This window comes from Snodgrassella sp. B3088 (assembly GCF_026535815.1).
GTDB lineage: Bacteria > Pseudomonadota > Gammaproteobacteria > Burkholderiales > Neisseriaceae > Snodgrassella > Snodgrassella alvi_E.
The window spans coordinates 496972-519288 of record NZ_JAFNPG010000002.1 but is presented as its reverse complement, the minus strand read 5'-3'; the positions used below and the strand labels follow the sequence as shown (position 1 = coordinate 519288).

Genomic DNA, 22317 nt, shown 5'->3' with positions numbered 1-22317 from the left:
ATGAGTCAAGCCAACAAAAAATTAACCAAGCGCCAGATACGCGATGGTGTGGCCTCAAAGAGTAATAAAGTCAGCAGTAAAGGCCGGCAAAATAATGAGATTAAAAAGGCTGCATCAGAACATAAAAATGCAACCACCAGAAAAAACACCGCTTTTGAACAGAAAGTGGATAACAAAGCACGTATCCAGCGCGCCAGAAAGCTGGTGCAGCGCACACCCAGTCAAGATATATTGCAACGTTCCCGTATACTGAAAGAACAGCGTGTTAACCTGGAAAAAATGGAACCAGTGCGCTTGCAAAAAGCCCTGGCTGCTTCTGGAGTCGGTTCACGGCGTGAAATGGAGCAGTGGATCAGTCAAGGACAGGTGCGAGTAAATGGCAAAGTAGCGCAGTTAGGTGACAGAATCACGCCAGAAGATGAAGTCAGCGTAAGAGGTTCTGCGATTAATATTAAATGGCCAGATCGCCTGCCGCGCATCATGGTGTATTACAAGCAGGAAGGCGAGATTGTCAGCCGTGACGACCCGCAGGGGCGAATTAGTATTTTTGATCGCCTGCCGCAAGCGGCCAGCAGCCGCTGGGTGGCAATTGGTCGTCTGGATATCAACACCTGCGGCTTACTGATACTGACAACTTCCGGTGAATTAGTGAATCGTTTTGCTCATCCGAGTTTTGAAGTTGAGCGTGAATATGCAGTACGCGTATTGGGTGAGCTCAGTGACGAGCAAAAACAAAACCTGCTGAATGGTGTAGAACTTGAAGATGGTATAGCAAAGGCTCAACATCTGTGGGAACAGGGTGGCGAAGGAGCCAATCGATGGTATAACATCATCATCAAAGAAGGGCGTAACCGTGAAGTACGGCGCTTGTTTGAAAGTCAGGGATTAACGGTAAGTCGATTAGTACGCGTACGCTTTGGCCCAATCTCCTTACCTAAACGTTTAAAACGCGGGCAGTATTATGAATTTAATGAATTTGAAGTTGCCGGTATCATGAAATGGGCAGGATTGTATCAATCTGATTATGCAAGAAAAAAATAGATTCTTGGCATAAATTCTGAGCTTATAAGCACCCTATTTTATGTTATATCTGATTTACCCATGCAGGAAATTATTTACATAATTTCCTGCATTGTTTGATTTTTATCAAGAAATTGTGTGATTTTTTATACAAATTAATCAAATGCTTTGTATTATTTTGCTAATCGGCGCAATATATAAGGTATATAAGCTTTTGCATTATTCGTCTGGTTGTCCACATTCAAGAAAATGGAGTCAGAATGATTTCACCGATGCAGGTGCCTGAAATTGAGCACCGTACATTTGAATTGACACATTACGATGGGGTAACACGCACCGTATATTGTACTGATGTAGAAACAGAATTTCCTGATGGGTGTCTGATTACTTCTACTACAGATTTAAAGGGAATAATTACACATGCCAATGAAGTATTCGTGCATATGAGCGGCTGGTCGCGCGAAGAGCTGATGGGTGCTGAACATTATATCCTTCGTCATCCCGACATGCCGAAAGTGGCTTATAAAGATTTATGGGATACCGTGCAAGAGGGTAAGAAATGGCACGGCTATGTTAAAAATCTGCGTAAAGATGGTGGATTTTACTGGGTATATGCAACAATTGTGCCTAATATAAGGGATGGTGTGATTCAGGGATATACCTCAGTGCGGCGAAAACCATCTCGCAGCAAGGTGCTGGAAATGCAAAGTCTGTATGAAGGACTAATGAAAGAAGAACGGGGTAATTCATGACCATTAATTTTCTGATTGCACCAGATTTTCCCCCTGAATTCTATGCTGGCTGGCATTTTCTTAATACCCGTCTGCAACGCCTAATTGATGCTCCAGTGCACCTGTTTATGGCCAGCAATGCTGAAGAAGAGCAGCAGGAAATTGACAAAGACAATGTTGATATTATCTATGCAAATCCATTTAATGCTTCTAAGCTGATTAGAGAGCTGGGTTATTTGCCGGTCGTTCGTCCTGTTAATCGTTTCGATGAAATGGTGATTGCCAGTGCGGCTGACAGTGAAATAAAATCACTTCAGGATGTCAAACCAAGTATGAAGATTTTATGTACCGAAAATTATGATGTCAAATTGATTGCTTTACGTCTACTAGAAGCAGTAGATATTGAAGAAAAAGACCTTACTTGGGTAAAAAGTGAATCATTTTCAGCAGTGGCTCGCGGTTTGATTCAGCACGAAGGTGATATAGGCTTATTTATGTCTTCTGCCTATCACAAGCTGACTTCAATTACACTCAGCCGCCTAAATTTATTGATTGAAAGTAAAATCAATGATTTATATCATATGATTTTGCTACATCCGCGGCATGCAGAGATGCTGGATACTTTACAGAATGCATTTACATCCATGCATGAAACACCGGCAGGAGAAATGCTGCTGGAAGATCTGGGTCTGAATGATGGGTTTGCTGTTTTGAAGACAGAAGAAGTAGAATTATTGATCGACCTAATTGAAACATTACGCGATTAAACCTGCTACAACCATTTTTATTTTATAATTAAATACGCAACTTGTCAGACAACAGGTTGCGTTGTTTTTTGTAAGAGCAATGGTTATACGCGTGAGCAGTCCTGATATACAGACGAAAATATCTTTTCCCAGAATATTACTTGCCCCTATGCAGGGACTCATAGATGCCCCTATGCGCGATTTATTAACTCGTATAGGTGGCTTTGATATTTGTGTCACTGAATTTGTACGGATTACCCATACCATACACGGTAAGTCTATGTGGCTGAAATACATGCCAGAGTTGGTACAGAATAATCAGACTCAAGCCGGCACAGCTGTGGCTGTTCAGTTACTGGGTAGCCATGCGGAAAATATGGCTTTAAATGCATTGAAGGTAGTAAAATTAGGTGCCAACCATATAGATTTGAATTTTGGTTGTCCGGCTCCTACCGTCAATCAACATCAGGGTGGAGCCGTACTTTTGCAGTATCCAGAAAAAATCGAACAAATTGTTGCTACCGTACGTCAAAGTTTACCAGCAGAAATCAAACTGAGTGCAAAAATGCGACTGGGCTATGAACATAAAAATCTGGCACTAGAATGCGCTTACGCAATCGAACAGGGTGGTGCTGGTGAAGTCACCGTGCATGCACGTACAAAAACAGAAGGCTATCGACCACCCGCACACTGGGAATGGATAGGACGCATTCGCAAAGCTTTAAGCATTCCAGTTATTGCCAATGGCGATGTGTTTACTTTAGCCGATTATCATCAGATTCGCGAAATCAGTGGTTGTACCGATGTCATGCTCGGACGCGGTGCTGTTCAATGTCCGGACTTAGCCAGACAGATTGCCGCCACCAATCGGGGGATCAATCTTCCTGCTTTAACATGGACCGAAATTTTGCCATGGATTGAGGATTTTTTTAATGGCTGTTGTCAGCTACGAAATAGCCATGCCAATTATCCGGTGGCGCGTTTAAAACAATGGCTTGGCATACTCAGACTGCACTATGCAGAAGCCGGAGAGTTATTCATACAACTACGTAAAATAACGGCCATTGCCGACATTCAAAAAGAATTAAATCTACACACAGCAGAAAATGGAATTTCGGTATGAACTACAAAATTATCCAGTCAGCCAGTAATACCGAACTCAAGCATCTGTCGCGGTTAATTGCACAATCACATTATCGACGTCAGCACCGGCTTGCTGTAGTGGAGGGAATACACCTGATTCAGACATTTATGCAGGCAGGTCACCCCATCCACACAATGTTTGTACCGCAAGTTCGTGCAAATGATTTTGAAATAGTTGCCTTAATGAGAGAGCTGCCGGCACGGCAAATTGTACTAGTTGCCGACCATTTGTTAGAGAAAATCAGCGATTTAGCTCACTCAAAAGAACCAATTGCCATCTTATCCCTGCCTACGCAGATTAAAGCACCTATAGATAACGATGTAGTTGTGTTAGAACGGGTACAAGATCCAGGTAATGTTGGTACAATTTTACGCAGCGCTCTTGCGGCCGGTGTTAAGCATATTGTGCTCAGTAAAGACAGTACTGACGTTTGGTCTCCAAAAGTCTTACGGGCCGCCATGGGTGCACATGCTTATCTTTCTATACAGACGGTTGCTGATTTGGATATTTGGCGTGCAGAATACGCTCATCCCTTATACGCTACCGCATTAAGCACTGCAGCCAGAAACTTGTACACACTGAATCTGACTCATCCTGTTGGCTGGCTATTTGGTAATGAAGGCAGTGGCTTAAGTGCAAAAATGCTACACAGCGCTACCGAGCATGTAATAATACCAATGATCGGACAAACAGAATCACTTAATGTTGCCATGGCTGCAACTGTCTGTTTATTTGAACAACAGCGTCAGCGACTGACGGCTGGCGGTACACTAAATTAACCAAATTATGTGTCGGGTACATGCAAATCAAAATTGTTCACATTTGAATAAGTCTGTTTACACCGATAAACACCGCGGACAAACAGCCAGTTTGATGTTATCCTGCAACTCTTCCAGAACGTGGATATATAAGACATTTCGAGCATGAATAAACGGATTTTAACCATTATTGCCGCCATCGTGGCTGTCATATTGCTTGTCGTACTCGCTTTACCTTGCTATTTAGGGGTAAAAACGCAGCAAAGCATGGATGAACAACGCGATTTACTGGCTAAAAGCTCTTTTTTAATTATCGATAAACAAAGCTATCAGCGTGGATGGTTTACCTCTACTGAAACCATGCAGATTCGCTTTAAACCAAGTTTTTTTGCTGGTATTCAGCAACAGCTTCCTGATAATGTGCGTACCGTATTACAACAGCCTATTACCGTGGTTAATCATGTACGGCATGGTTTATTTGCCGGCAGCATCCGGCCGGTACGAGCACATGTGGAAACAGAATTGCGCTTTACCCCGCAGGCACAGCAGATTCTGGCTCGTTTTTTCGGGCAGGAAGCTCCGGTTAAACTTGAAAACACCATCAATTTGAGCGGCAGCGGGCAGATGCATGTAGTGATACCTAAATTTAATTATGAAGAATTATCTGGTATTAAAATAAATTGGCAGGGCTTGGATTCTACTATTGATTACGCTGAAGATTTCAATAGTTATGACAGCCATACAGTCAGCCCTGGTCTGGACATGATTCTGTCGACCAAAGGCCGTGCTTCTTATCAGGATTTGCAGTTTACCAGTCATACTGAGCATGGAAAGACATCCTTGGCTCTTGGAAACAGTGACCTTAGCATAAAAGATATTACTTTTATTTGGAATGATACCGCTGACAACAACATCCGTCTGGATCAGCTGGTTAATCTGGTTACTAATCTGCAAATAGGTGCCTTTATCAGTCCGGCCGGCAATAATATGCCCACCAAAATCAATATTCAGAATTTGAAACTTTCTACATCCACCAAAGAGCAGGATCAATGGATTAATAGTCAGGGTAAATTCGGCTTTGAAAGAATGCAGTACGGCAATGATGTCTATGGCCCTCTGGATATTGATGCAGCCGCAGAACATTTGGATGCAGCCAGTCTGGTAGCCATCAATAACAAAATTACTCAGCTATCTACCCAGAACCTGAATAATGATCAGCTACGCGCAGCCATTGTTTCTGCCGTACGAAACGAAGGATTGGGTTTGTTTACGCATGATCCTTTAATCAAACTCAATACCTTTAAACTGCAAATGCCACAGGGATTGATTGATATTCATGGTAATCTTGGTTTTAAAAATCTGCTTGCATCTGATATGCAGCAACTGAGCACCATGCTGAATAAAACTGAATCCGAAATGGATTTCGCCATACCGCAGGCAATAATGGAAAATTTTGCCATAAGTCAGGCTAGAGCTTTGTTTACTGTTGATGCCAGTGCTGGCGGTGCAGAAGCGCTAGAGGATATTGACCAGACCATACGTCTAATGATTGATAGTGCAATTAAATCCATGCAGGCAAAAGGCTACATTCAGGTGAGCAACGGTATTGTGAAAACCCATCTGAAATTAATCAATGGCAAAGTTTACCTAAACGGCAAAATGTGGAATATAGAGCCGGAGCCAGAAACCGAACCTGATTATGCTGAACTGCCAGCTGCATCTGCAGTAGCCGCTAGTACAAGCCATTAGACTGTTACTTTAGTCATAATCAACAAACCCTCTTTATCTTTTTAGATAAAGAGGGTTTTGAATTAAGATTATTTATAAAAGTACTGATATTTGTAATGCTTCTGAATATTGCACTGTTTTACTGTCCACGTAAAAATAAAGCATCTAAATCTTGCAAGCGCAATTTTACCCATGTCGGACGGCCATGATTGCACTGATTAGCACGTTCAGTCTTTTCCATATCCCGCAGTAATGCATTCATTTCTGGTAAAGTTAATCTACGTCCAGCACGAACTGAACCATGGCAAGCAAGAGTAGAAAGAATTCGATTTTCACGTTCTTTTACTACATCACTGCTGCCAATAGTTATCATATCAGCCAATACTTGCTGAACTAGTTGCTGAATATCACTTTTTATCAACATGGCCGGAACGGAATGCACCACCAGCTGCTGGTTATTCTCAATCTGAATGTCTAAACCATATTCCCGCAGCGAAATAGAATAGTCCTCTGCTGTAGCCACTTCTTCATTGCTCGCTTGAAAGCGTACTGGAATGAGTAATGTCTGACTACTTACTTTACCTGTAGCATCGCGTTGTTGTTTCATCTTTTCATAATTCACTCGCTCAGCAGTAGCATGCATATCTACCAAAATGAGTGCCTCTTCAGCTTGAGCCAAAATATAAATATCCAGTAATTGAGCAATGGCATAGCCCAATGGCGGAATTTCCGTATCATTTACCGTTGTCTGCTGCGTTGTTGAAGCAGTTGCTACACCTCGAGCCTGTTCCCACATTACGAGTTCACTATCTGCTTCCGACTCAAAATTGGCCGCTATAGAATTGTCTGTCGTAGACGGTTCCTGTTTATATAGCTGCGCATAAGTGTTCAGAGCAGCTTGCGATTCTCTTAGACTCAAGTTACGGTGCAGTGGCGTATGGCTACGCTGATAAGGAGCCGGAGTCTTCTGTAAATTGCTTTTATTTTCAGAATTTGCAAATAGCTGCTGTACATCAGCCGGTTGCTTTTGCATGATGTCAGCCAGTATGGTGGCTGGTTGCGAAACTGATTCGGTTTGAGCGGCATTTGTTGCCGCCAGACATTTATTCAGAGCATGGAAAATAAGCTGATGTACGGCCTGACTCTGCCGGAAGCGTACTTCCGATTTAGTAGGGTGCACATTGGCATCTACCTCTGTTGGAGGCAGAGTTAAAAAAAGCACGAATGCCGGTGTGAGCGCCTGATGCAAAACATCGTTATAAGCTTGTTTTACAGCATGTAAGATGATTTTGTCACGTACAAAGCGCTGATTAACAAATATATATTGCTGACTGGATTTTCCCTGCATAAAGGTCGGTTTGCCAATCAGCCCATACACACGCATGGTATTCATGCTTTCGTCCACATTTAGACTGGCAGCCGCAAAATCTGTACCCATAATAGCGGTACAGCGCTCAAACAGCGATTGAGCTGGCAGATTAATAACATCTTTGCCATTATGCTGCAAATCAAAAGCTACATCAGGATGTGCCATCGCCAGACGCTCAACCATAGTGCGGCAATGGGCAAATTCGGTACCTGCAGATTTGAGAAATTGTCGTCTGGCCGGAGTATTGAAAAAGAGCTCCACTGCTTCTACTGTAGTACCAGCCGCATGAGCAGCAGCTTTGATAGGGCTGAGCCGGCCATCTTCTGCGTATATCTGCGTGGCATGGTTGGCATCAGCAGTGCGACTGGTTAAGGTCAGACGGCTTACAGAAGCGATGCTGGCCAGACCTTCACCGCGAAAACCCATGCTCATAACTTTTTCCAAATCTTCCAAACTGCCGATTTTACTCGTGGCATGGCGATGCAGAGCAAGCGGTATATCGGATTCACTCATGCCTTGTCCATCATCTGTCACACACAAACGTTTGATACCACCAGCTTCCAGTTTTATATCAATATGGCTAGCACCAGCATCGAGACTGTTTTCAATAATCTCTTTTAGCGCATTGGCCGGACGTTCAATTACCTCACCGGCAGCTATCTGGTTGATTAAATGATCTGATAACAGATGTATCTGGCTCATATTTTTCCTGTAAATAGTTATTCAGCAGCAGATGAAGAATTATTTGTTTGTGCCTTTGCCCAGCTTATGGCGCATGATTTCAATAATTGCCGGTAGCAGTGAGATAGCAATAATGATTATCAGGGCCAAAGATAGATTCTCTTTGATGAACGGCAGATTGCCAAAAAAATAGCCTGCATATGAAAAGAGCACCACCCAGAGAATAGCACCAATACAGTTATAGCGAAAAAAATGACCGTAATGCATGTGCCCCATACCGGCGACAAAGGGGGCAAAAGTGCGCACAATCGGGACAAAACGAGCAATAATTATGGTCTTTCCACCATGTTTTGCATAAAACTCCTGAGTTTTGTGCAAATAAATCTGCTTAAATATCCGCGACTGTGGATTGGCAAACAGATGTGCACCGAATTTCTGACCCACATAAAAATTAACTGCGTCGCCAATAATAGCTGCCAGCAGTAATAACACTACCATACAATGAATATTCATTTCCCCGACGGCAGCAATACCACCAGCAGCAAACAACAATGAATCACCAGGTAGAAAAGGGGTAACCACCAACCCCGTCTCACAAAATATCAACGCAAACAGAATCACATAAATCCAGACACCATATTGAGAGACAATAAATTGCAGGTGCTGGTCAATATGTAAAATAAAATCAATCAGAGCAGAGATAATATGCATATGCTAAGGCGGCAAAATAAAAGGGGGTATTTTAACGCAAAGCTTTCCGCGAAAGCAGGAATATGCATGCTAAAATCAAAATCATGACAACCAGCCCCTAAATTGAGGCTGATACACATTAATTTAATCTACAGAATAAACTATGAGCCAATATGTGTACTCCATGCTGCGCGTAAGTAAAACCGTGCCGCCACAGAAACAAATTATCAAAGACATTTCCTTGTCGTTTTTTCCAGGCGCCAAAATTGGCCTGCTGGGTCTGAACGGTGCAGGTAAATCCACTGTACTGAAAATCATGGCCGGTGTAGACACCGAATTTGAAGGCGAAGCCATTCCAATGAGTGGCATTAAAATCGGCTATTTACCACAAGAACCCCAACTGGACGCTAATAAAACTGTTAGGGAAGAAGTTGAATCCGGATTGGGCGATGTGGCTACCGCGCAAAAGAAACTGGAAGAAGTTTATGCTGCCTACGCCGAACCGGACGCAGATTTTGATGCGCTGGCTGAGGAACAGGCTCGTTTAGAGGCCATCATTTCAGCAGGTGCTGGTGACAATATAGAGCATCAGCTGGAAATTGCTGCAGACGCCTTACGGCTGCCGGAATGGGATGCCCTTATCGGCAATCTCTCTGGTGGTGAAAAACGCCGTGTGGCTTTGTGCAAACTACTATTGAGCAAACCAGACATGCTTTTGCTGGACGAACCTACCAACCATCTGGACGCCGAATCCGTAGAATGGCTGGAACAATTTCTGGTTCGTTTTCCTGGTACTGTAGTAGCTGTAACGCACGACCGTTATTTTTTGGACAATGCTGCTGAATGGATTCTGGAATTAGACCGCGGTCACGGCATTCCATGGAAAGGTAACTACAGCTCATGGCTGGAACAAAAAGAAGCCAGACTGGAACACGAAGCCAAAGCCGAAGCAGCGCGAATAAAAGCTATGAAACATGAGCTTGAATGGGTGCGACAAAATGCCCGTGGGCGTCAGGCCAAGTCCAAAGCTCGATTGGCACGCTTCGAAGAAATGAGTAACTACGAATATCAAAAACGCAATGAAACGCAGGAAATCTTTATTCCTGTAGCAGAGCGTCTGGGAAATGAAGTTATCGAATTCGAACACGTCAGTAAAAGTTTTGGCGACAAATTACTAATTGATGATTTGAGTTTTAAAATCCCGCAGGGAGCCATTGTCGGCATCATTGGACCAAATGGAGCTGGTAAGTCCACATTATTCAAACTGATTACCGGACAGGAACAACCAGATCAGGGACAAGTGAAGATTGGTCAGACTGTTAAACTTTCTGTTGTAGATCAGAGCCGGCATGGCCTGCATGAAGATAAAACCGTTTTTGATGAAATTGCCGAAGGCAGGGATATTTTACAGGTAGGACAGTTTGAAATACCGGCACGAGCCTATCTAGGAAGGTTTAACTTTAAAGGGAGTGACCAGAGTAAAATCGTCGGCAAACTCTCCGGCGGTGAGCGCGGTCGGCTGCATCTGGCAAAAACTCTAATTTCTGGCGGCAACGTGCTTTTGCTGGATGAACCCTCCAATGACTTGGATGTAGAAACCCTGCGCGCACTCGAAGATGCTTTATTAGAATTTGCTGGCTGTGTACTAGTGGTATCCCACGATCGTTGGTTCCTCGACCGTATTGCCACCCATATATTAGCGGCAGAAGGCGATTCGAAATGGGTCTTCTTTGATGGCAATTATCAAGAATATGAAGCAGATAAAAAACGCCGTCTGGGTGAGGAGGGGGCCAAACCCAAACGTATCCGTTATAAACCGGTTACCCGCTAATTAGCTTTGGCCGGTTCAGCGATCACAATAAATCTATCCTGGCCGGCCTTTAGTTTATAGGCATATTAAATCCATTTATGCCTTTATCCAAAATCACATCAATGATTAATCAGCTCAAAAGCACTTGAAAAACGCTGGTTCAGCACCATTTTCTCATCCAATTTTATAGCATATTTACAGGAAAGATTGAGGCATTACATGGCTGAAGTTTATGATTCTTCTCCGGTGCAGCCAACAACTATGGCAATGTTGCCCCTACGCGACGTTGTTGTTTACCCGCACATGGTACTGCCCCTTTTTGTCGGGCGCGAAAAATCCATAGCAGCGTTGGATGCAGCTGTGGAGCATGACGAGCCCGTATTCTTACTGGCACAGAAAAATGCCGATACAGATGAACCACATGCAGAAGATATGTATGCAATGGGTACTGTAGCCAACATTCTGCAAGTACTCAAACTACCAGATGGCACAGTTAAAGTGCTGGTAGAAGGTCTGTATCGTGCACAAGTACAGTATATAGATGAGAGCGGACCTTACGCCGAAGCGCACATAGAAAAATGTGCCGACATCAATACCGATTCTCATGATGATGAAGCATTACGGCGTACATTGCTTTCCCAGTTTGACCAACTGGCAAAGTTAAACAAAAAAATTCCTGCTGAGGTAGTAACTACCATTCATGGGATTGAAGATTTAAGTAGACTTGCTGATACTATTGCCGCCCATTTGCAACTTAAACTAGATCAGCGTCAGCAAATATTGTCTATGATAAATGTTACAGCAAGACTGGAACATTTATTGCATCTGCTTGAATCAGAACTGGACATCCTTCAGGTAGAAAAACGTATTCGAGGCCGCGTCAAACGGCAGATGGAAAAATCTCAGCGGGAATACTATCTGAATGAACAGGTAAAAGCGATTCAGAAAGAGCTGGGTGAAGAAGATGATGATCTGGTTAATCTGGAAACTCAAATTCGTGACGCTGGCATGAGCAAAGAAGCTGAAGAAAAATGTCTTTCTGAATTCAAAAAATTACGCATGATGCCACCAATGTCAGCAGAGTCTACCGTAGTTCGCAACTACATTGACACTCTGCTGGAGCTTCCGTGGAAGAAAAAATCTAAAGTAAGCAAGGACATTGCCAAAGCAGACCTAATTCTGAATGCAGATCACTACGGATTAGAAAAGGTCAAAGAGCGTATTCTGGAATACCTTGCCGTACAGAAACGCATGAATCAGCTTAAAGGTCCTATTTTGTGTCTCGTAGGACCACCGGGTGTAGGTAAAACCTCACTGGGCGAATCCATAGCTAAGGCTACAGGACGAAAATATGTACGCATGGCATTAGGCGGTGTGCACGATGAAAGTGAAATCCGTGGCCACCGGCGCACTTATATTGGTTCCATGCCTGGTAAAATTCTGCAAAACATGGCCAAAGCCGGAGTGAAAAACCCACTGTTTTTGTTGGATGAAATTGATAAATTAGGTAATGATTTTCGTGGTGATCCAGCCAGTGCTTTACTGGAAGTGCTGGATCCTGAACAAAACCATTCATTTTCTGACCACTATGCAGAAGTAGAATTTGATTTGTCGGATGTAATGTTTATTGCCACATCCAACAGTCTTAACATCCCTTCTCCTTTGCTTGATCGCATGGAAATTATTCGTCTTTCTGGCTATACCGAAGACGAAAAAATCAATATTGCCATGAAATATTTAGTGGCTAAGCAAATCAAACAAAACGGTGTACGGGAAGGCGAAATCAGCATCGAAGAATCTGCAGTACGCGATATTATCCGCTATTACACTCGTGAAGCCGGTGTTCGCTCTTTAGATCGAGAAATAGCCAAAATTTGCCGTAAAGTAGTGATGAAACAGGCTGTTGCAGAAGAAAAACTTAGTGCCGGTAAAGCTAAAAAAACCAAAACCAAGCCTGAAGCAATCGTAATTAATGCTGATAATCTGCATGATTATCTGGGTGTTCGCCGCTTTGATTATGGCGTTGCAGAAAATGAAAACCGTGTTGGTCAGGTCACCGGGCTGGCTTGGACTGAAGTCGGTGGTGAGCTTTTAACCATTGAGGCAAGCAAATTTCGTGGTAAAGGCAATATTTTGCGCACCGGTAAGCTTGGTGATGTTATGCAAGAATCTGTTAGTGCTGCATGGAGCGTGGTACGTTCCCGGGCTGAAAGCTTAGGCATTGAACCTGATTTTTATGAGAAAAATGATATTCATGTTCATGTACCCGAAGGAGCGACCCCTAAAGATGGACCCAGTGCTGGCAGCGCCATCACACTGGCTTTGGTTTCTGCGTTTACCGGTATTCCGGTACGTGCAGATGTGGCAATGACTGGTGAAATCACTTTGCGCGGCGAAATATTGCCTATTGGCGGTCTTAAAGAAAAGCTGTTGGCTGCATTACGAGGTGGTATCAAACATGTGTTGATTCCAAAAGACAATGTCAAAGATTTGGAAGAAATTCCTGCCAACATCTGCGAAAAACTCACTATTCACCCAGTACAGTGGATTGATGAAGTGCTCAATCTCGGTCTGGCTTATCCGCCTACTCCATGGACAAGCGTGCCTGAAGAGGGAGTAATAGCTAAATCTGCGGCCAAGTCAACTACTAAAACCGTAAAACATTGATATGCAGCCATTCACCAACACTAATTGGTGAATGGCTTTGTTTTTGGCATGATTTAACCTTATGCAGCGGTGACGATGCTTGACATAAAGAATTTGGGCTTGTTATAAAGTAATCGTAATGTATTGTTCAGGTTCCACTGCACATATGGTTCCTGAAAATCAAATGAACATAACAACAGAAAGGGACTTTATTGTGAATAAGTCTGAATTGATTGAAGCCATTGCCCAAGAGGCTGATTTATCTAAAGCTTCTGCCGCCAAGGCTCTGGACGGTATGATTAGTGCTGTTACCCGCACTTTGAAAAGTGGCGACACAGTTACGCTGGTAGGCTTCGGTACTTTTTATGTTGGTGAGCGTGCAGCCCGTGCTGGACGTAATCCTAAAACAGGTGAACCGTTAGAAATCAAAGCAGCTAAAACGCCTAAGTTCCGTGCCGGTAAAGCACTGAAAGATGCTCTGTAATACAGTTTTATGTTTTAAATCAAGGCGGGATATCCCGCCTTTTCTTTTGTCTGTCGTTTTTGTGCATTAGCTGTACAAACAGCATGGTTGAGCCTCACAAAAAACGATACAATAGGCTTCTTTTATCTGCTTTAGAAAAGTTAACTGAATCTCATGTTCCACATTGTAGAAAAATATAGAACACCGGCTCAGATTATTCTCGGTGTGATTTGCTTGAGTTTTGTATTTGCCGGTGGTTACACACTCGCTGTTCCCGGTACAGATTACATCAGCAAAGTTGGCGACATTAAAATCAAAGTAAATGATGTTAATGATTTTCAGCGACGAATACAAAATGCTTCTGGGAATCCGGTAAGCAAAAAGCTGGTATATGATTCACTGGTGGATCAGGCATATGTGCAGCAGGGTGCAAATGATATGAATATCACTGTACCTATAGATCAGATAAAGCAGGTTATTGCATCTGATCCCAGTTTTCAGGAAAACGGAAAATTTGTAGAAGCCAAATATCGCGCTTTCCTGCAACAAGCAGGTATGTCTGAAGATGCGCTTATTGACGGTATGCGTAAACAATATGCCATGCAATCCATGCTTAATTTGATGAAAGCGGGAAATGTGGTCAGCGATGCTCAGGCCAAACAAATGGTAAATCTGTTACAGGCTGCTCGTGAAGTACAGACATTGACATTTCCTGCCGCTGATTTCACTCATAGGGTAGTAGTAGACGACAGCAAACTGAAAGCTTATTACGAAGCGAATAAGAAAAAATATTATTTGCCGCAGGCTGTCAAATATGAATATGTCCAGTTGTCTGCCATGGAACTTGGTGCTAAAGAAAGCGTGAGTGAAGCAGAGATACAGGAAGCCTATAATCAGATTCCGACTACGGCCTCAGCACCCAAACCGGCACTAGAGAACGTCCGTACGCAGCTGACACAGGAAATTCAAGCCCGTAAGGGTGCGGCTGTGGTAGCTAAATTAAAAGAAAATGTTAGTGACTTGGCTTTTAATAATCCGAAAACCTTGCAACCGATAAAAGACAAGCTAGGTTTAACGATTCATAAAATAGATCAGGTGTGGCTCACTCGAGACATGGCTAATAATAGTGGCATGCCCAAGGCGTTACAGGATGCATTATTTGGCAACGATGTTCTGGTTAAACGCTACAACTCTGAACCAATTGATATAGGCAATGGCAACTACTGGGTAGTTCGTGCTATCGATGTGCGTAAAGAACACCAGGCATCCTTTACGGAAATCAAAGCACAAGTTCAACAAGATTATGTGGCCGCAGAAAGCAAAAAATTGGCTTTAGCAGCAGCAAAGCAAGCTTTAAACAACGTTAGTACAAACGTCAATGCCAGTTTGAGCTGGTCGCAAACAGCTGATTTAACGCCGCAGCAGGCTGTAGCCATGATGTCTAAAACTGATTTTCAGAGCTGGATTAAAGCCAAACCTGTTAGTGGCAAACCTGCATACATTCTTTTGAGTGATCAGCAAAATCCAGTACTTGTAAAAGTTAATGCCATAAAACAACCACAGGATATGGCGAATGTTCTGCCGCAGGCAAAACAGGTAATCAGTCAGAATTTGGCACAGAATCTGGCCACCAGTAATTTGGCCTGGTTAAAGAGTCGTTATAAACTAAAACAAGGGGCACAAAAGCTGGATACAGCTGACGAGCAGTAATTTATACCATTGACCTTATAAATTTTATAAGGTCAATATTATTTGGGACACTGAATTTTTCTGTACTGCATGCAGTCTGAAACACTTCATGCAGATAAAGGATTGTTGTGTTGTATAACAGTTATCATGCTGTATCGGGTGAACTCCTATTTAGCCATACATGTCTGACAAAAACTGAATTTGATGTGCAAAGTCAGCAGCTCAGCCAGCGTCAATATGATTTTGCCAGTAAAAATGTTCAAACTCGTACACAGTATTTACTGAGCTTTGCATCCCGGCTTGAAGAGGCGCGAGACGAGCTGGCCTATCAGATTTGTATAGAGGTAGGGCGGTGTCTGCGTGAGTGTGAAGCTGAAATCACAAAATCGATAGCCCTTATCCGATACTACGCTCATCTGGCTCCAGAGCTGTTGGCGCATAAAACAATTGCTACACAGGCGAGTTTGAGTCAGGTACGCTTTGAACCGTTGGGTACGGTACTGGCAGTGATGCCCTGGAATTATCCAGTATGGCAAATTTTACGCTTTGCTATACCAGCCTTATGTGCTGGCAATGCCTGCATGGTTAAGCCCGCACCTTCTGTTGGCAAAATCAGCCAGATGCTGTTTGAATTGGTGGGTGAGGATTTACCTTTCCAACTAGTCTGGTTGGAGGAGGAAGATATTGAATATGCCATATCTCAGACACAGGCGCTGGCTTTCACAGGTTCTACCCATACTGGTCGGCATCTGGCGGCACTAGCAGGAAAACATCTGCGTAAATGTGTTATGGAGCTCGGTGGTAGTAATGCATTTATCGTGTTAAATGACGCAGATATTGAGCAGGCAGCTGCTGAAGCATGCTATTCACGCTTTCGGGACGCTGGCCAATCATGTAATGCAGCCAAACGCATTATTGTTCATGCTGATATAGCTGAAGAATTTATCGCAGCTTTTAAACGCCATTGTCAGAAATTACAGATGGGGGCTCCATGGTTGTCTGCAACCACACTTGCTCCTTTACATCGACAGGATTTGCGCGACAGTGTACACGCACAAGTGATGGATGCACTGGCACATGGCGCAGAATGTTTGCTGGGAGGAGAAATACCAGAAAATCTGCAGGGCTGGTTTTATCCCGCTACGATTTTAGATAAAGTTAATCGGCACTGCCGTGTATACAATGAGGAAGTATTTGGACCTGTAGCGCTCATTCTGAGAGCTGAAGACAGCGAACATGCCATAATGCTGGCCAATGATAATCCTTTCGGGCTTGGAGCCAGCATTTACAGCAATGATACAAATCATGCATGGCAGTATGCTGAACGCCTCAACGCTGGCAGTGTTTTTATTAACCGTCATACCAGCAGCGATCTGCGTTTGCCTTTCGGTGGCGTTAAAGATTCGGGTTTCGGACGAGAGTTGTCGGAATTTGGTATATATGAATTTGTCAATGTTAAAAGCTATTGGCAAAAATAGGCCATTTATTCAAATAGTAATGAATCTGTTTGAAAAATAATGTAATAATGATAGTAATAATTTTTATTGCATAAAATAATGATTCTGCTTAGTGAAAAGGGATATAAGTCATGTATGTAGCCAGACGTATTTACTGGTACGTACTCGCCGTAATACTCATTCTGATTGTGTTAGTGTGGCTGATATTTTCTCACACTCACAAAACTGTGTATTTTGATGCAAATGGTCAGATTGTAAACAAACAATCTGAAGCTCAATATGTACGTCAGTTTCATGATGATGGTAAAAAAATCGAAGTTCAGGATTTTTACTATCCAGACAAGAGCAAATATAGTGACAGCTATGCTTTACCGATAGATAAGCTGCAACAATTTATACCCGCAATGAAAGAGGGTAAATTGCAACTCTGGTATCCGGACGGCCAAAAAAAAATTCAAGGTAATTACAAAAACGGTAAACCTGTTGGAAAATGGCATACCTGGTATCCAAACGGCCAGATGGCGATTGAAATGAGCTGGCAGAAAGGGCAGCCTAGTGGCCGTACTATGAGCTGGTATGAAAACGGACAAAAGCGTGGCGAGCTGAATTTTATTAATGGCAAAGCTGAAGGGCGCTGGCAGCGCTGGTATCCGAACGGTCAGTTGAAACAGGATATGTATGTGCATCATGGTATCGTACAAACCATGACAACATGGGATGATAAAGGCCATTTGCTAGCCGATGTAGCCATCCACGAAAATAAAGTCAGTGGTGTGGTTTTGAGCTGGTATGACTCAGGGGCTAAAAAAAGCGAATCGGTTTTTGAGAAAAACGAACTAATGCGTAAAACCGAGTGGGATGAGGATGGTTTGGTTGTTGACCTGAATGACAACTAATCTAAATTTATAAAATTTATTTAAAATAAATATCTTTATGAAGTCCACAACGCGGATTGAATGCTGACTGACAAAATGGGCAACGGTGTTGCTGATATTGCGCATAGGTCAGAAGATGTCTACATTTACCACACATCACGGGTTTGCTGTTTTGCACCGGCATGGCAACAAACTTATGATTGCACAACTGGTCGTGACATTTGAAGCAGGCGTAATACAGTCTGCATTCTGCACATTGCAGCGCGGCAATGTCAAACTCTGTATGATAATGAGTGCAGCGACCACATGAATCGGTATCAATTCCAAGAATCATAGATATATTTATCAGCACACTAGCTCAGCAATTTAGATTAATTTTATTTTATCAGAATAGAGGCAACCTTTGGGCAGTAATTAAGACAGCATATAAAAAACTGATTTGGCAACGTGAAGTCTGAATATAAAAAACCGAATCTTAAGATTCGGTTTTTTTAGGACATTATCACATTACGCTTTACATGCGCTCAATCAAGGCTTTACCAAAAGCAGAGCATGAAACTTCTTTAGCGCCTTCCATCATACGAGCAAAATCGTAGGTAACAATTTTATCAGCAATGGCTTTTTCGATTGAGGCATTAACCAATTCAGCAGCCTCTTTCCAGCCCAGATGACGCAACATCATTTCAGCAGAAAGAATAATGGATCCTGGGTTAACTTTATCCTGACCAGCATATTTAGGTGCAGTACCATGGGTAGCTTCAAATACGGCATATTCATCAGAAATATTGGCACCTGGGGCAATACCGATTCCCCCTACCTGTGCAGCCAGCGCATCAGAAATATAATCGCCATTGAGATTCAGTGTCGCGATGACATCATACTCTGCCGGACGTAGTAGAATCTGCTGGAGGAAAGCATCCGCAATGCAATCTTTAATTACAATATTTTTACCAGTTTTCGGATTTTTAAATTCGCACCAGGGTCCTTCACCAATTAATGTAGCACCAAACTCATTTTTTGCTACTTCATAAGACCAGTCTCGGAAACCGCCTTCGGTGAATTTCATGATATTACCTTTATGAACAAAGGTAACGCTGTCGCGGTCGTTATCAATAGCATAGCGAATGGCCGCACGGGTTAAACGCTGAGAACCTTCTTTAGATACAGGTTTGATACCGATGCTGGAGGTTTGCGGGAAACGGATTTTGGTTACGCCCATTTCACCTTGCAGGAAATTGATAATTTTTTTGGCATCAGCTGTTTCAGCCATCCACTCAATCCCTGCGTAGATATCTTCAGTATTTTCGCGGAAAATAACCATGTTTACCTTGCTCGGGTCTTTCAAAGGTGAGGGCACACCGGTAAAATACTGCACTGGACGGACACATTGATATAAATCAAGCTGCTGACGGATGGCTACGTTCAGTGAGCGGATACCACCTCCCACGGGTGTAGTCATCGGCCCTTTGATGGCTACTTTATATTCTTTAATCGCTTCTAATGTTTCATCCGGCAGCCAAGTATTTTCACCATACACTTTCGTGGCTTTTTCACCGGCATAAACTTCCATCCACACAATTTTTCTTGAGCCGTTATAGGCTTTGGCTACTGCTGCATCAATCACGTCTTTCATTACCGGCGTAATGTCAACACCAATGCCATCCCCCTCAATAAACGGAATAATTGGATCATTCGGAATGGGTTGGCCGGAAACGATTTTGTGACCTTCAGTAGGCACTTTAATGTGACTCATGGTAACTCCTGTAATGTTACTTTTTCTGATAGATGACTACATATTTCAGTTTGTAGTCCGTCACAATGATTATCCTTTATTTTGTTAACTTAAGCCAGCAAAATGTAGTGCAATGTAGTCAGAAATATGTCTAAAGCCATTCAGACATATAGCAGGTATAGATCTGAATGTGAAGTATTAGCAGCTGTGTTCTGGACTCCATAAATCAGCCTGATACTCATGCTGATAAAAATCGCTGATCCCAAGACCAATCAAACGAAACAATGCCTCATCATCAGGCATTCGTTGCATCAGATCCTTCCCAGCTGCTACCAAGGCAGTTGCATCCGGCAGTGGTGATGAATAGGTTTGAGAACGGGTATAAATCTGAAACTGAGTATTTTTTAATTTCAAAGTAATGCAATTACCCTGAAGACCCTTTCGCTGCATATTTTGTACTAAAACCTCAGCCAGATCGGGCAGATGGCTAGCAATTTCTTGCAGGCTTTCATTATTTTCTAGCGTAATTTCAGTAGAAATCTGCTGTCGGTTGCGTTCTGGTGTAACTACACGGTCGTCACGGCCTTGTGCCAAATCAAAGAGGCGATAACCCCAGCGGCCGAAATGGTGTACCAGAACCGACATGCTTACTTTGCTTAAATCTCCAACAGTTTTCCAGCCTAAGGCATTCATTTTCTGCTCAGTTACTTTGCCGACACCGGGAATCTTGCCTAAAGGTAGATTGTGTAGAAAGTCTAATACTTGTACTGGCGCAATCACAAACTGGCCATTGGGTTTACGCCAGTCGGAAGCAATTTTGGCAAGAAATTTATTAGGGGCGATACCGGCAGAAGCTGTAAGACCCGTTTCTTTCAGTATAGACGCACGGATTTCCCGTGCAATATCGCGAGCATAAGGCAAACGACCTTTGTAATCGGTAACATCCAGATAGGCTTCGTCTAAAGATAAGGGTTCGATTTGGTCAGTATAGCGCCTAAATATATTGTGAATCTGACTGGATACAGCCCGATATTTATTAAAATCTGGTGGGATATAAATTGCCTGCGGGCACAATCTTTTGGCTGTTGTTACCGACATGGCTGAATGTAAACCATATTGACGTGCCGGATAGGATGCAGCACAGATAACCGATCTGGGACCATCCCAGGCCACCACAACAGGTTGGTCTTTTAGTTCAGGACGGTCGCGTAATTCAACTGAAGCATAGAAAGCATCCATATCTATATGGATTATTTTTCGTTCCGTCATATTAAGTCAATAAATACAAAAGGATGATTTACAATTTTTCAGATTTGTTTAGGCTATTCCTCGTAGGCTTATCTTTTATCACCGCAAATACCTACCATCTTATTGTAAGCAGGAATCTAAACCCGTATTTGAGAATAGTCTACAATTTTTACCAAAAATCAGTTTATCAGAATAAAAGTGCTGATATATAACCATTCATTGCTGTAAGGATAATAGCCGCTAGTACCAATGCAAATGTGTACAAAGCAGAATAGACAGTATTTTTCTGTAAAAGATTGAGATTGTTTTTACACAGATTATAAACTTTGGAAACCTGAATGAAATATAAAAGTATTCAGTTTAAGGTATTCTGGCCGATGTGATTTAAGATATTTTTTCCACTCAAATTAAACAGACACCAATATTCAGCAGAATTATTGGTGCCTGTCTGGAAAATCAATTAGCGCAAAGTGTAGCCGTTGAGGTATTTGATGCGTTCATTAGTCAATTGAGTATCGCATTCCAGCCGCAGAAATTCTGCATAAGTTGCTGAGCTTGCTTTAGCTCCACGTGCCTGACACTGACTGGTTTTATTAGCTATCCATTTTTGTTCTTCGTGCTGTAAGGTTTTGCGCACGGTGTCGTCCAGATTACGCCATAATGTGTTGATTACATTGTTAGCGTTACGGTTGTTGTCACGTGCCAGCTGTAGCTGACTAGCATTTATCTCGCCCTGTCTGGCAGCATTTTCAGAATTCCGACTCATTGCATTATCATTAGCCTGATTGTCGTTAATTACAGCTGCTGCGTGGCCGTTCAGAATGGCACTGGCCATCTGTGCAGACTGGCTTTGTTGGTCAACCGGTGTAACTTTAGCATTAGGATTATTAATTAACTCAATGGCGTCAGCTCGTTTATAGGTATGGCCATTAATCACTACTATATCCTTGATACCGTAGGGCAATAACGCGTTGCCCAGTACAGTACCTAAAGTCTGTATGCCAGCCAAATCGAAGTTAGTAGCCGCACTGGTCGCAGACGCTGCATTAGATGCAGCATTGCCATTAATGGTTACAGGTGAATATTGAATGGGTTTAGTAAACTCATTGTCATGCAAAACCACTTCATTGCCTTGCAATTGCTTATTCATGCGAGCAATAAAATCTGTTTTACCAAAAAGCAGTGGAGCATTGGTTTTAATCTGCTGCCAGATATTGGTAGGGACAGTTACTTTAAGTTCACTGCTGCAAACCGGATTACCATTTCCATCTTTATCTAATTTACCTTCAGACAAAGCAATATTTAATTCGCCGCCGGCACTGATTACTTTATCGGCATCAACATACTGACGCCTATCAGTCTGAGCAAATTGACGGGCATTGTTATCAATACCAGTGTGCAGAGTATCTTGGATCTGGTTGCGGATTTGTTCGGTGTTACAGCTTAGTTTTTCTGATGAATCATCGCGAGAACAGGCAGCCAGTGAAAGAATGCTGATAATGCTATATACGAGTACGCTTTTTTTCATGA

General features: G+C 42.8%; 18 protein-coding genes. 12 read left to right on the top strand and 6 right to left on the bottom strand.

Translation table 11 applies throughout. The annotated features are described in order from the left end of the window. From J3U75_RS02870 to J3U75_RS02845, 6 genes are all read left to right on the top strand, one after another. Positions 1 to 1041 carry a pseudouridine synthase gene (locus tag J3U75_RS02870; protein WP_267390408.1) on the top strand — a complete coding sequence of 347 codons (1041 nt, stop codon included), beginning with the start codon at positions 1 to 3 and terminating at the stop codon, positions 1039 to 1041. Between the two features lie 239 nt (positions 1042 to 1280). After that, entirely contained in the window at positions 1281 to 1772 is a 492-nt protein-coding gene (locus J3U75_RS02865) for a PAS domain-containing protein (RefSeq protein WP_257378004.1), read from the top strand. Further along, positions 1769 to 2518, top strand: coding sequence for a PhnD/SsuA/transferrin family substrate-binding protein (locus tag J3U75_RS02860; RefSeq protein ID WP_267390407.1), 750 nt, complete (start codon positions 1769 to 1771; stop codon positions 2516 to 2518). The genes J3U75_RS02865 and J3U75_RS02860 overlap by 4 nt, the downstream gene beginning before the upstream one ends. 79 nt (positions 2519 to 2597) lie before the next feature. Beyond that, positions 2598 to 3620, top strand: coding sequence for a tRNA dihydrouridine synthase (locus tag J3U75_RS02855; RefSeq protein ID WP_267390406.1), 1023 nt, complete (start codon positions 2598 to 2600; stop codon positions 3618 to 3620). Beyond that, entirely contained in the window at positions 3617 to 4420 is an 804-nt protein-coding gene (locus tag J3U75_RS02850) for a TrmH family RNA methyltransferase (protein WP_267390405.1), read from the top strand. Before J3U75_RS02855 ends, J3U75_RS02850 begins: the two co-directional genes overlap by 4 nt. A 144-nt stretch (positions 4421 to 4564) precedes the next feature. Continuing rightward, positions 4565 to 6148: a YdgA family protein gene (locus J3U75_RS02845; protein ID WP_100140581.1), complete on the top strand. Its 1584-nt coding sequence runs from the start codon at positions 4565 to 4567 to the stop codon at positions 6146 to 6148. A gap of 118 nt (positions 6149 to 6266) precedes the next feature. Here J3U75_RS02845 and mutL read toward each other — a convergent pair whose 3' ends face one another. Both mutL and J3U75_RS02835 read right to left on the bottom strand, forming a co-directional pair. Next, on the bottom strand, positions 6267 to 8198 hold the full coding sequence (mutL, locus tag J3U75_RS02840) for a DNA mismatch repair endonuclease MutL (protein WP_267390404.1): 1932 nt from the start codon (positions 8196 to 8198) through the stop codon (positions 6267 to 6269). A 39-nt stretch (positions 8199 to 8237) separates the two neighbouring features. After that, positions 8238 to 8882, bottom strand: a complete 645-nt coding sequence (locus J3U75_RS02835; RefSeq protein WP_100157092.1) for a DedA family protein — start codon at positions 8880 to 8882, stop codon at positions 8238 to 8240. Positions 8883 to 9030: 148 nt separating this feature from the next. Between J3U75_RS02835 and ettA the strand changes: the two genes are divergently transcribed. From ettA to J3U75_RS02805, 6 genes are all read left to right on the top strand, one after another. Continuing rightward, on the top strand, positions 9031 to 10698 hold the full coding sequence (gene ettA, locus J3U75_RS02830) for an energy-dependent translational throttle protein EttA (protein ID WP_267390403.1): 1668 nt from the start codon (positions 9031 to 9033) through the stop codon (positions 10696 to 10698). A gap of 240 nt (positions 10699 to 10938) precedes the next feature. Next, the gene (gene lon, locus J3U75_RS02825) at positions 10939 to 13344 is read left to right on the top strand and encodes an endopeptidase La (RefSeq protein WP_100140678.1); all 2406 of its coding nucleotides are present in this window, start codon (positions 10939 to 10941) and stop codon (positions 13342 to 13344) included. A 193-nt stretch (positions 13345 to 13537) separates the two neighbouring features. Then, positions 13538 to 13807 (top strand): HU family DNA-binding protein, encoded by a 270-nt coding sequence (locus J3U75_RS02820; protein WP_100140679.1) that lies wholly within the window; start codon positions 13538 to 13540, stop codon positions 13805 to 13807. A 153-nt stretch (positions 13808 to 13960) separates the two neighbouring features. Then, on the top strand, positions 13961 to 15496 hold the full coding sequence (locus tag J3U75_RS02815; RefSeq protein WP_267390402.1) for a peptidylprolyl isomerase: 1536 nt from the start codon (positions 13961 to 13963) through the stop codon (positions 15494 to 15496). A 110-nt stretch (positions 15497 to 15606) separates the two neighbouring features. Further along, positions 15607 to 16953, top strand: a complete 1347-nt coding sequence (locus tag J3U75_RS02810) for an aldehyde dehydrogenase family protein (RefSeq protein WP_267390487.1) — start codon at positions 15607 to 15609, stop codon at positions 16951 to 16953. A gap of 110 nt (positions 16954 to 17063) precedes the next feature. Further along, positions 17064 to 17828, top strand: coding sequence for a toxin-antitoxin system YwqK family antitoxin (locus tag J3U75_RS02805; protein ID WP_267390401.1), 765 nt, complete (start codon positions 17064 to 17066; stop codon positions 17826 to 17828). Positions 17829 to 17844: 16 nt separating this feature from the next. On the opposite strand, the gene J3U75_RS11375 is transcribed toward J3U75_RS02805, so the two are convergent. From J3U75_RS11375 to J3U75_RS02785, 4 genes are all read right to left on the bottom strand, one after another. After that, positions 17845 to 18141: a CHY zinc finger protein gene (locus tag J3U75_RS11375; protein WP_367423161.1), complete on the bottom strand. Its 297-nt coding sequence runs from the start codon at positions 18139 to 18141 to the stop codon at positions 17845 to 17847. Positions 18142 to 18321: 180 nt separating this feature from the next. Beyond that, on the bottom strand, positions 18322 to 19560 hold the full coding sequence (icd, locus tag J3U75_RS02795; RefSeq protein WP_100140587.1) for an NADP-dependent isocitrate dehydrogenase: 1239 nt from the start codon (positions 19558 to 19560) through the stop codon (positions 18322 to 18324). Positions 19561 to 19737: 177 nt separating this feature from the next. Beyond that, positions 19738 to 20808, bottom strand: a complete 1071-nt coding sequence (dinB, locus tag J3U75_RS02790; protein WP_267390399.1) for a DNA polymerase IV — start codon at positions 20806 to 20808, stop codon at positions 19738 to 19740. Positions 20809 to 21247: 439 nt separating this feature from the next. Then, positions 21248 to 22315, bottom strand: a complete 1068-nt coding sequence (locus tag J3U75_RS02785) for a lysozyme inhibitor LprI family protein (protein ID WP_267390397.1) — start codon at positions 22313 to 22315, stop codon at positions 21248 to 21250. Positions 22316 to 22317: the final 2 nt, after the last annotated feature.

Coding starts and splice junctions, on each gene's coding strand:
- J3U75_RS11375 (WP_367423161.1), bottom strand. CDS start 18,141: ATGATTCTTGGAATTGATACCGATTCATGTGGTCGCTGCACTCATTAT.
- J3U75_RS02855 (WP_267390406.1), top strand. CDS start 2,598: ATGGTTATACGCGTGAGCAGTCCTGATATACAGACGAAAATATCTTTT.
- ettA (WP_267390403.1), top strand. CDS start 9,031: ATGAGCCAATATGTGTACTCCATGCTGCGCGTAAGTAAAACCGTGCCG.
- icd (WP_100140587.1), bottom strand. CDS start 19,560: ATGAGTCACATTAAAGTGCCTACTGAAGGTCACAAAATCGTTTCCGGC.
- J3U75_RS02785 (WP_267390397.1), bottom strand. CDS start 22,315: ATGAAAAAAAGCGTACTCGTATATAGCATTATCAGCATTCTTTCACTG.
- J3U75_RS02845 (WP_100140581.1), top strand. CDS start 4,565: ATGAATAAACGGATTTTAACCATTATTGCCGCCATCGTGGCTGTCATA.
- J3U75_RS02865 (WP_257378004.1), top strand. CDS start 1,281: ATGATTTCACCGATGCAGGTGCCTGAAATTGAGCACCGTACATTTGAA.
- mutL (WP_267390404.1), bottom strand. CDS start 8,198: ATGAGCCAGATACATCTGTTATCAGATCATTTAATCAACCAGATAGCT.
- J3U75_RS02870 (WP_267390408.1), top strand. CDS start 1: ATGAGTCAAGCCAACAAAAAATTAACCAAGCGCCAGATACGCGATGGT.
- J3U75_RS02860 (WP_267390407.1), top strand. CDS start 1,769: ATGACCATTAATTTTCTGATTGCACCAGATTTTCCCCCTGAATTCTAT.
- lon (WP_100140678.1), top strand. CDS start 10,939: ATGGCAATGTTGCCCCTACGCGACGTTGTTGTTTACCCGCACATGGTA.
- dinB (WP_267390399.1), bottom strand. CDS start 20,808: ATGACGGAACGAAAAATAATCCATATAGATATGGATGCTTTCTATGCT.
- J3U75_RS02805 (WP_267390401.1), top strand. CDS start 17,064: ATGTATGTAGCCAGACGTATTTACTGGTACGTACTCGCCGTAATACTC.
- J3U75_RS02815 (WP_267390402.1), top strand. CDS start 13,961: ATGTTCCACATTGTAGAAAAATATAGAACACCGGCTCAGATTATTCTC.
- J3U75_RS02850 (WP_267390405.1), top strand. CDS start 3,617: ATGAACTACAAAATTATCCAGTCAGCCAGTAATACCGAACTCAAGCAT.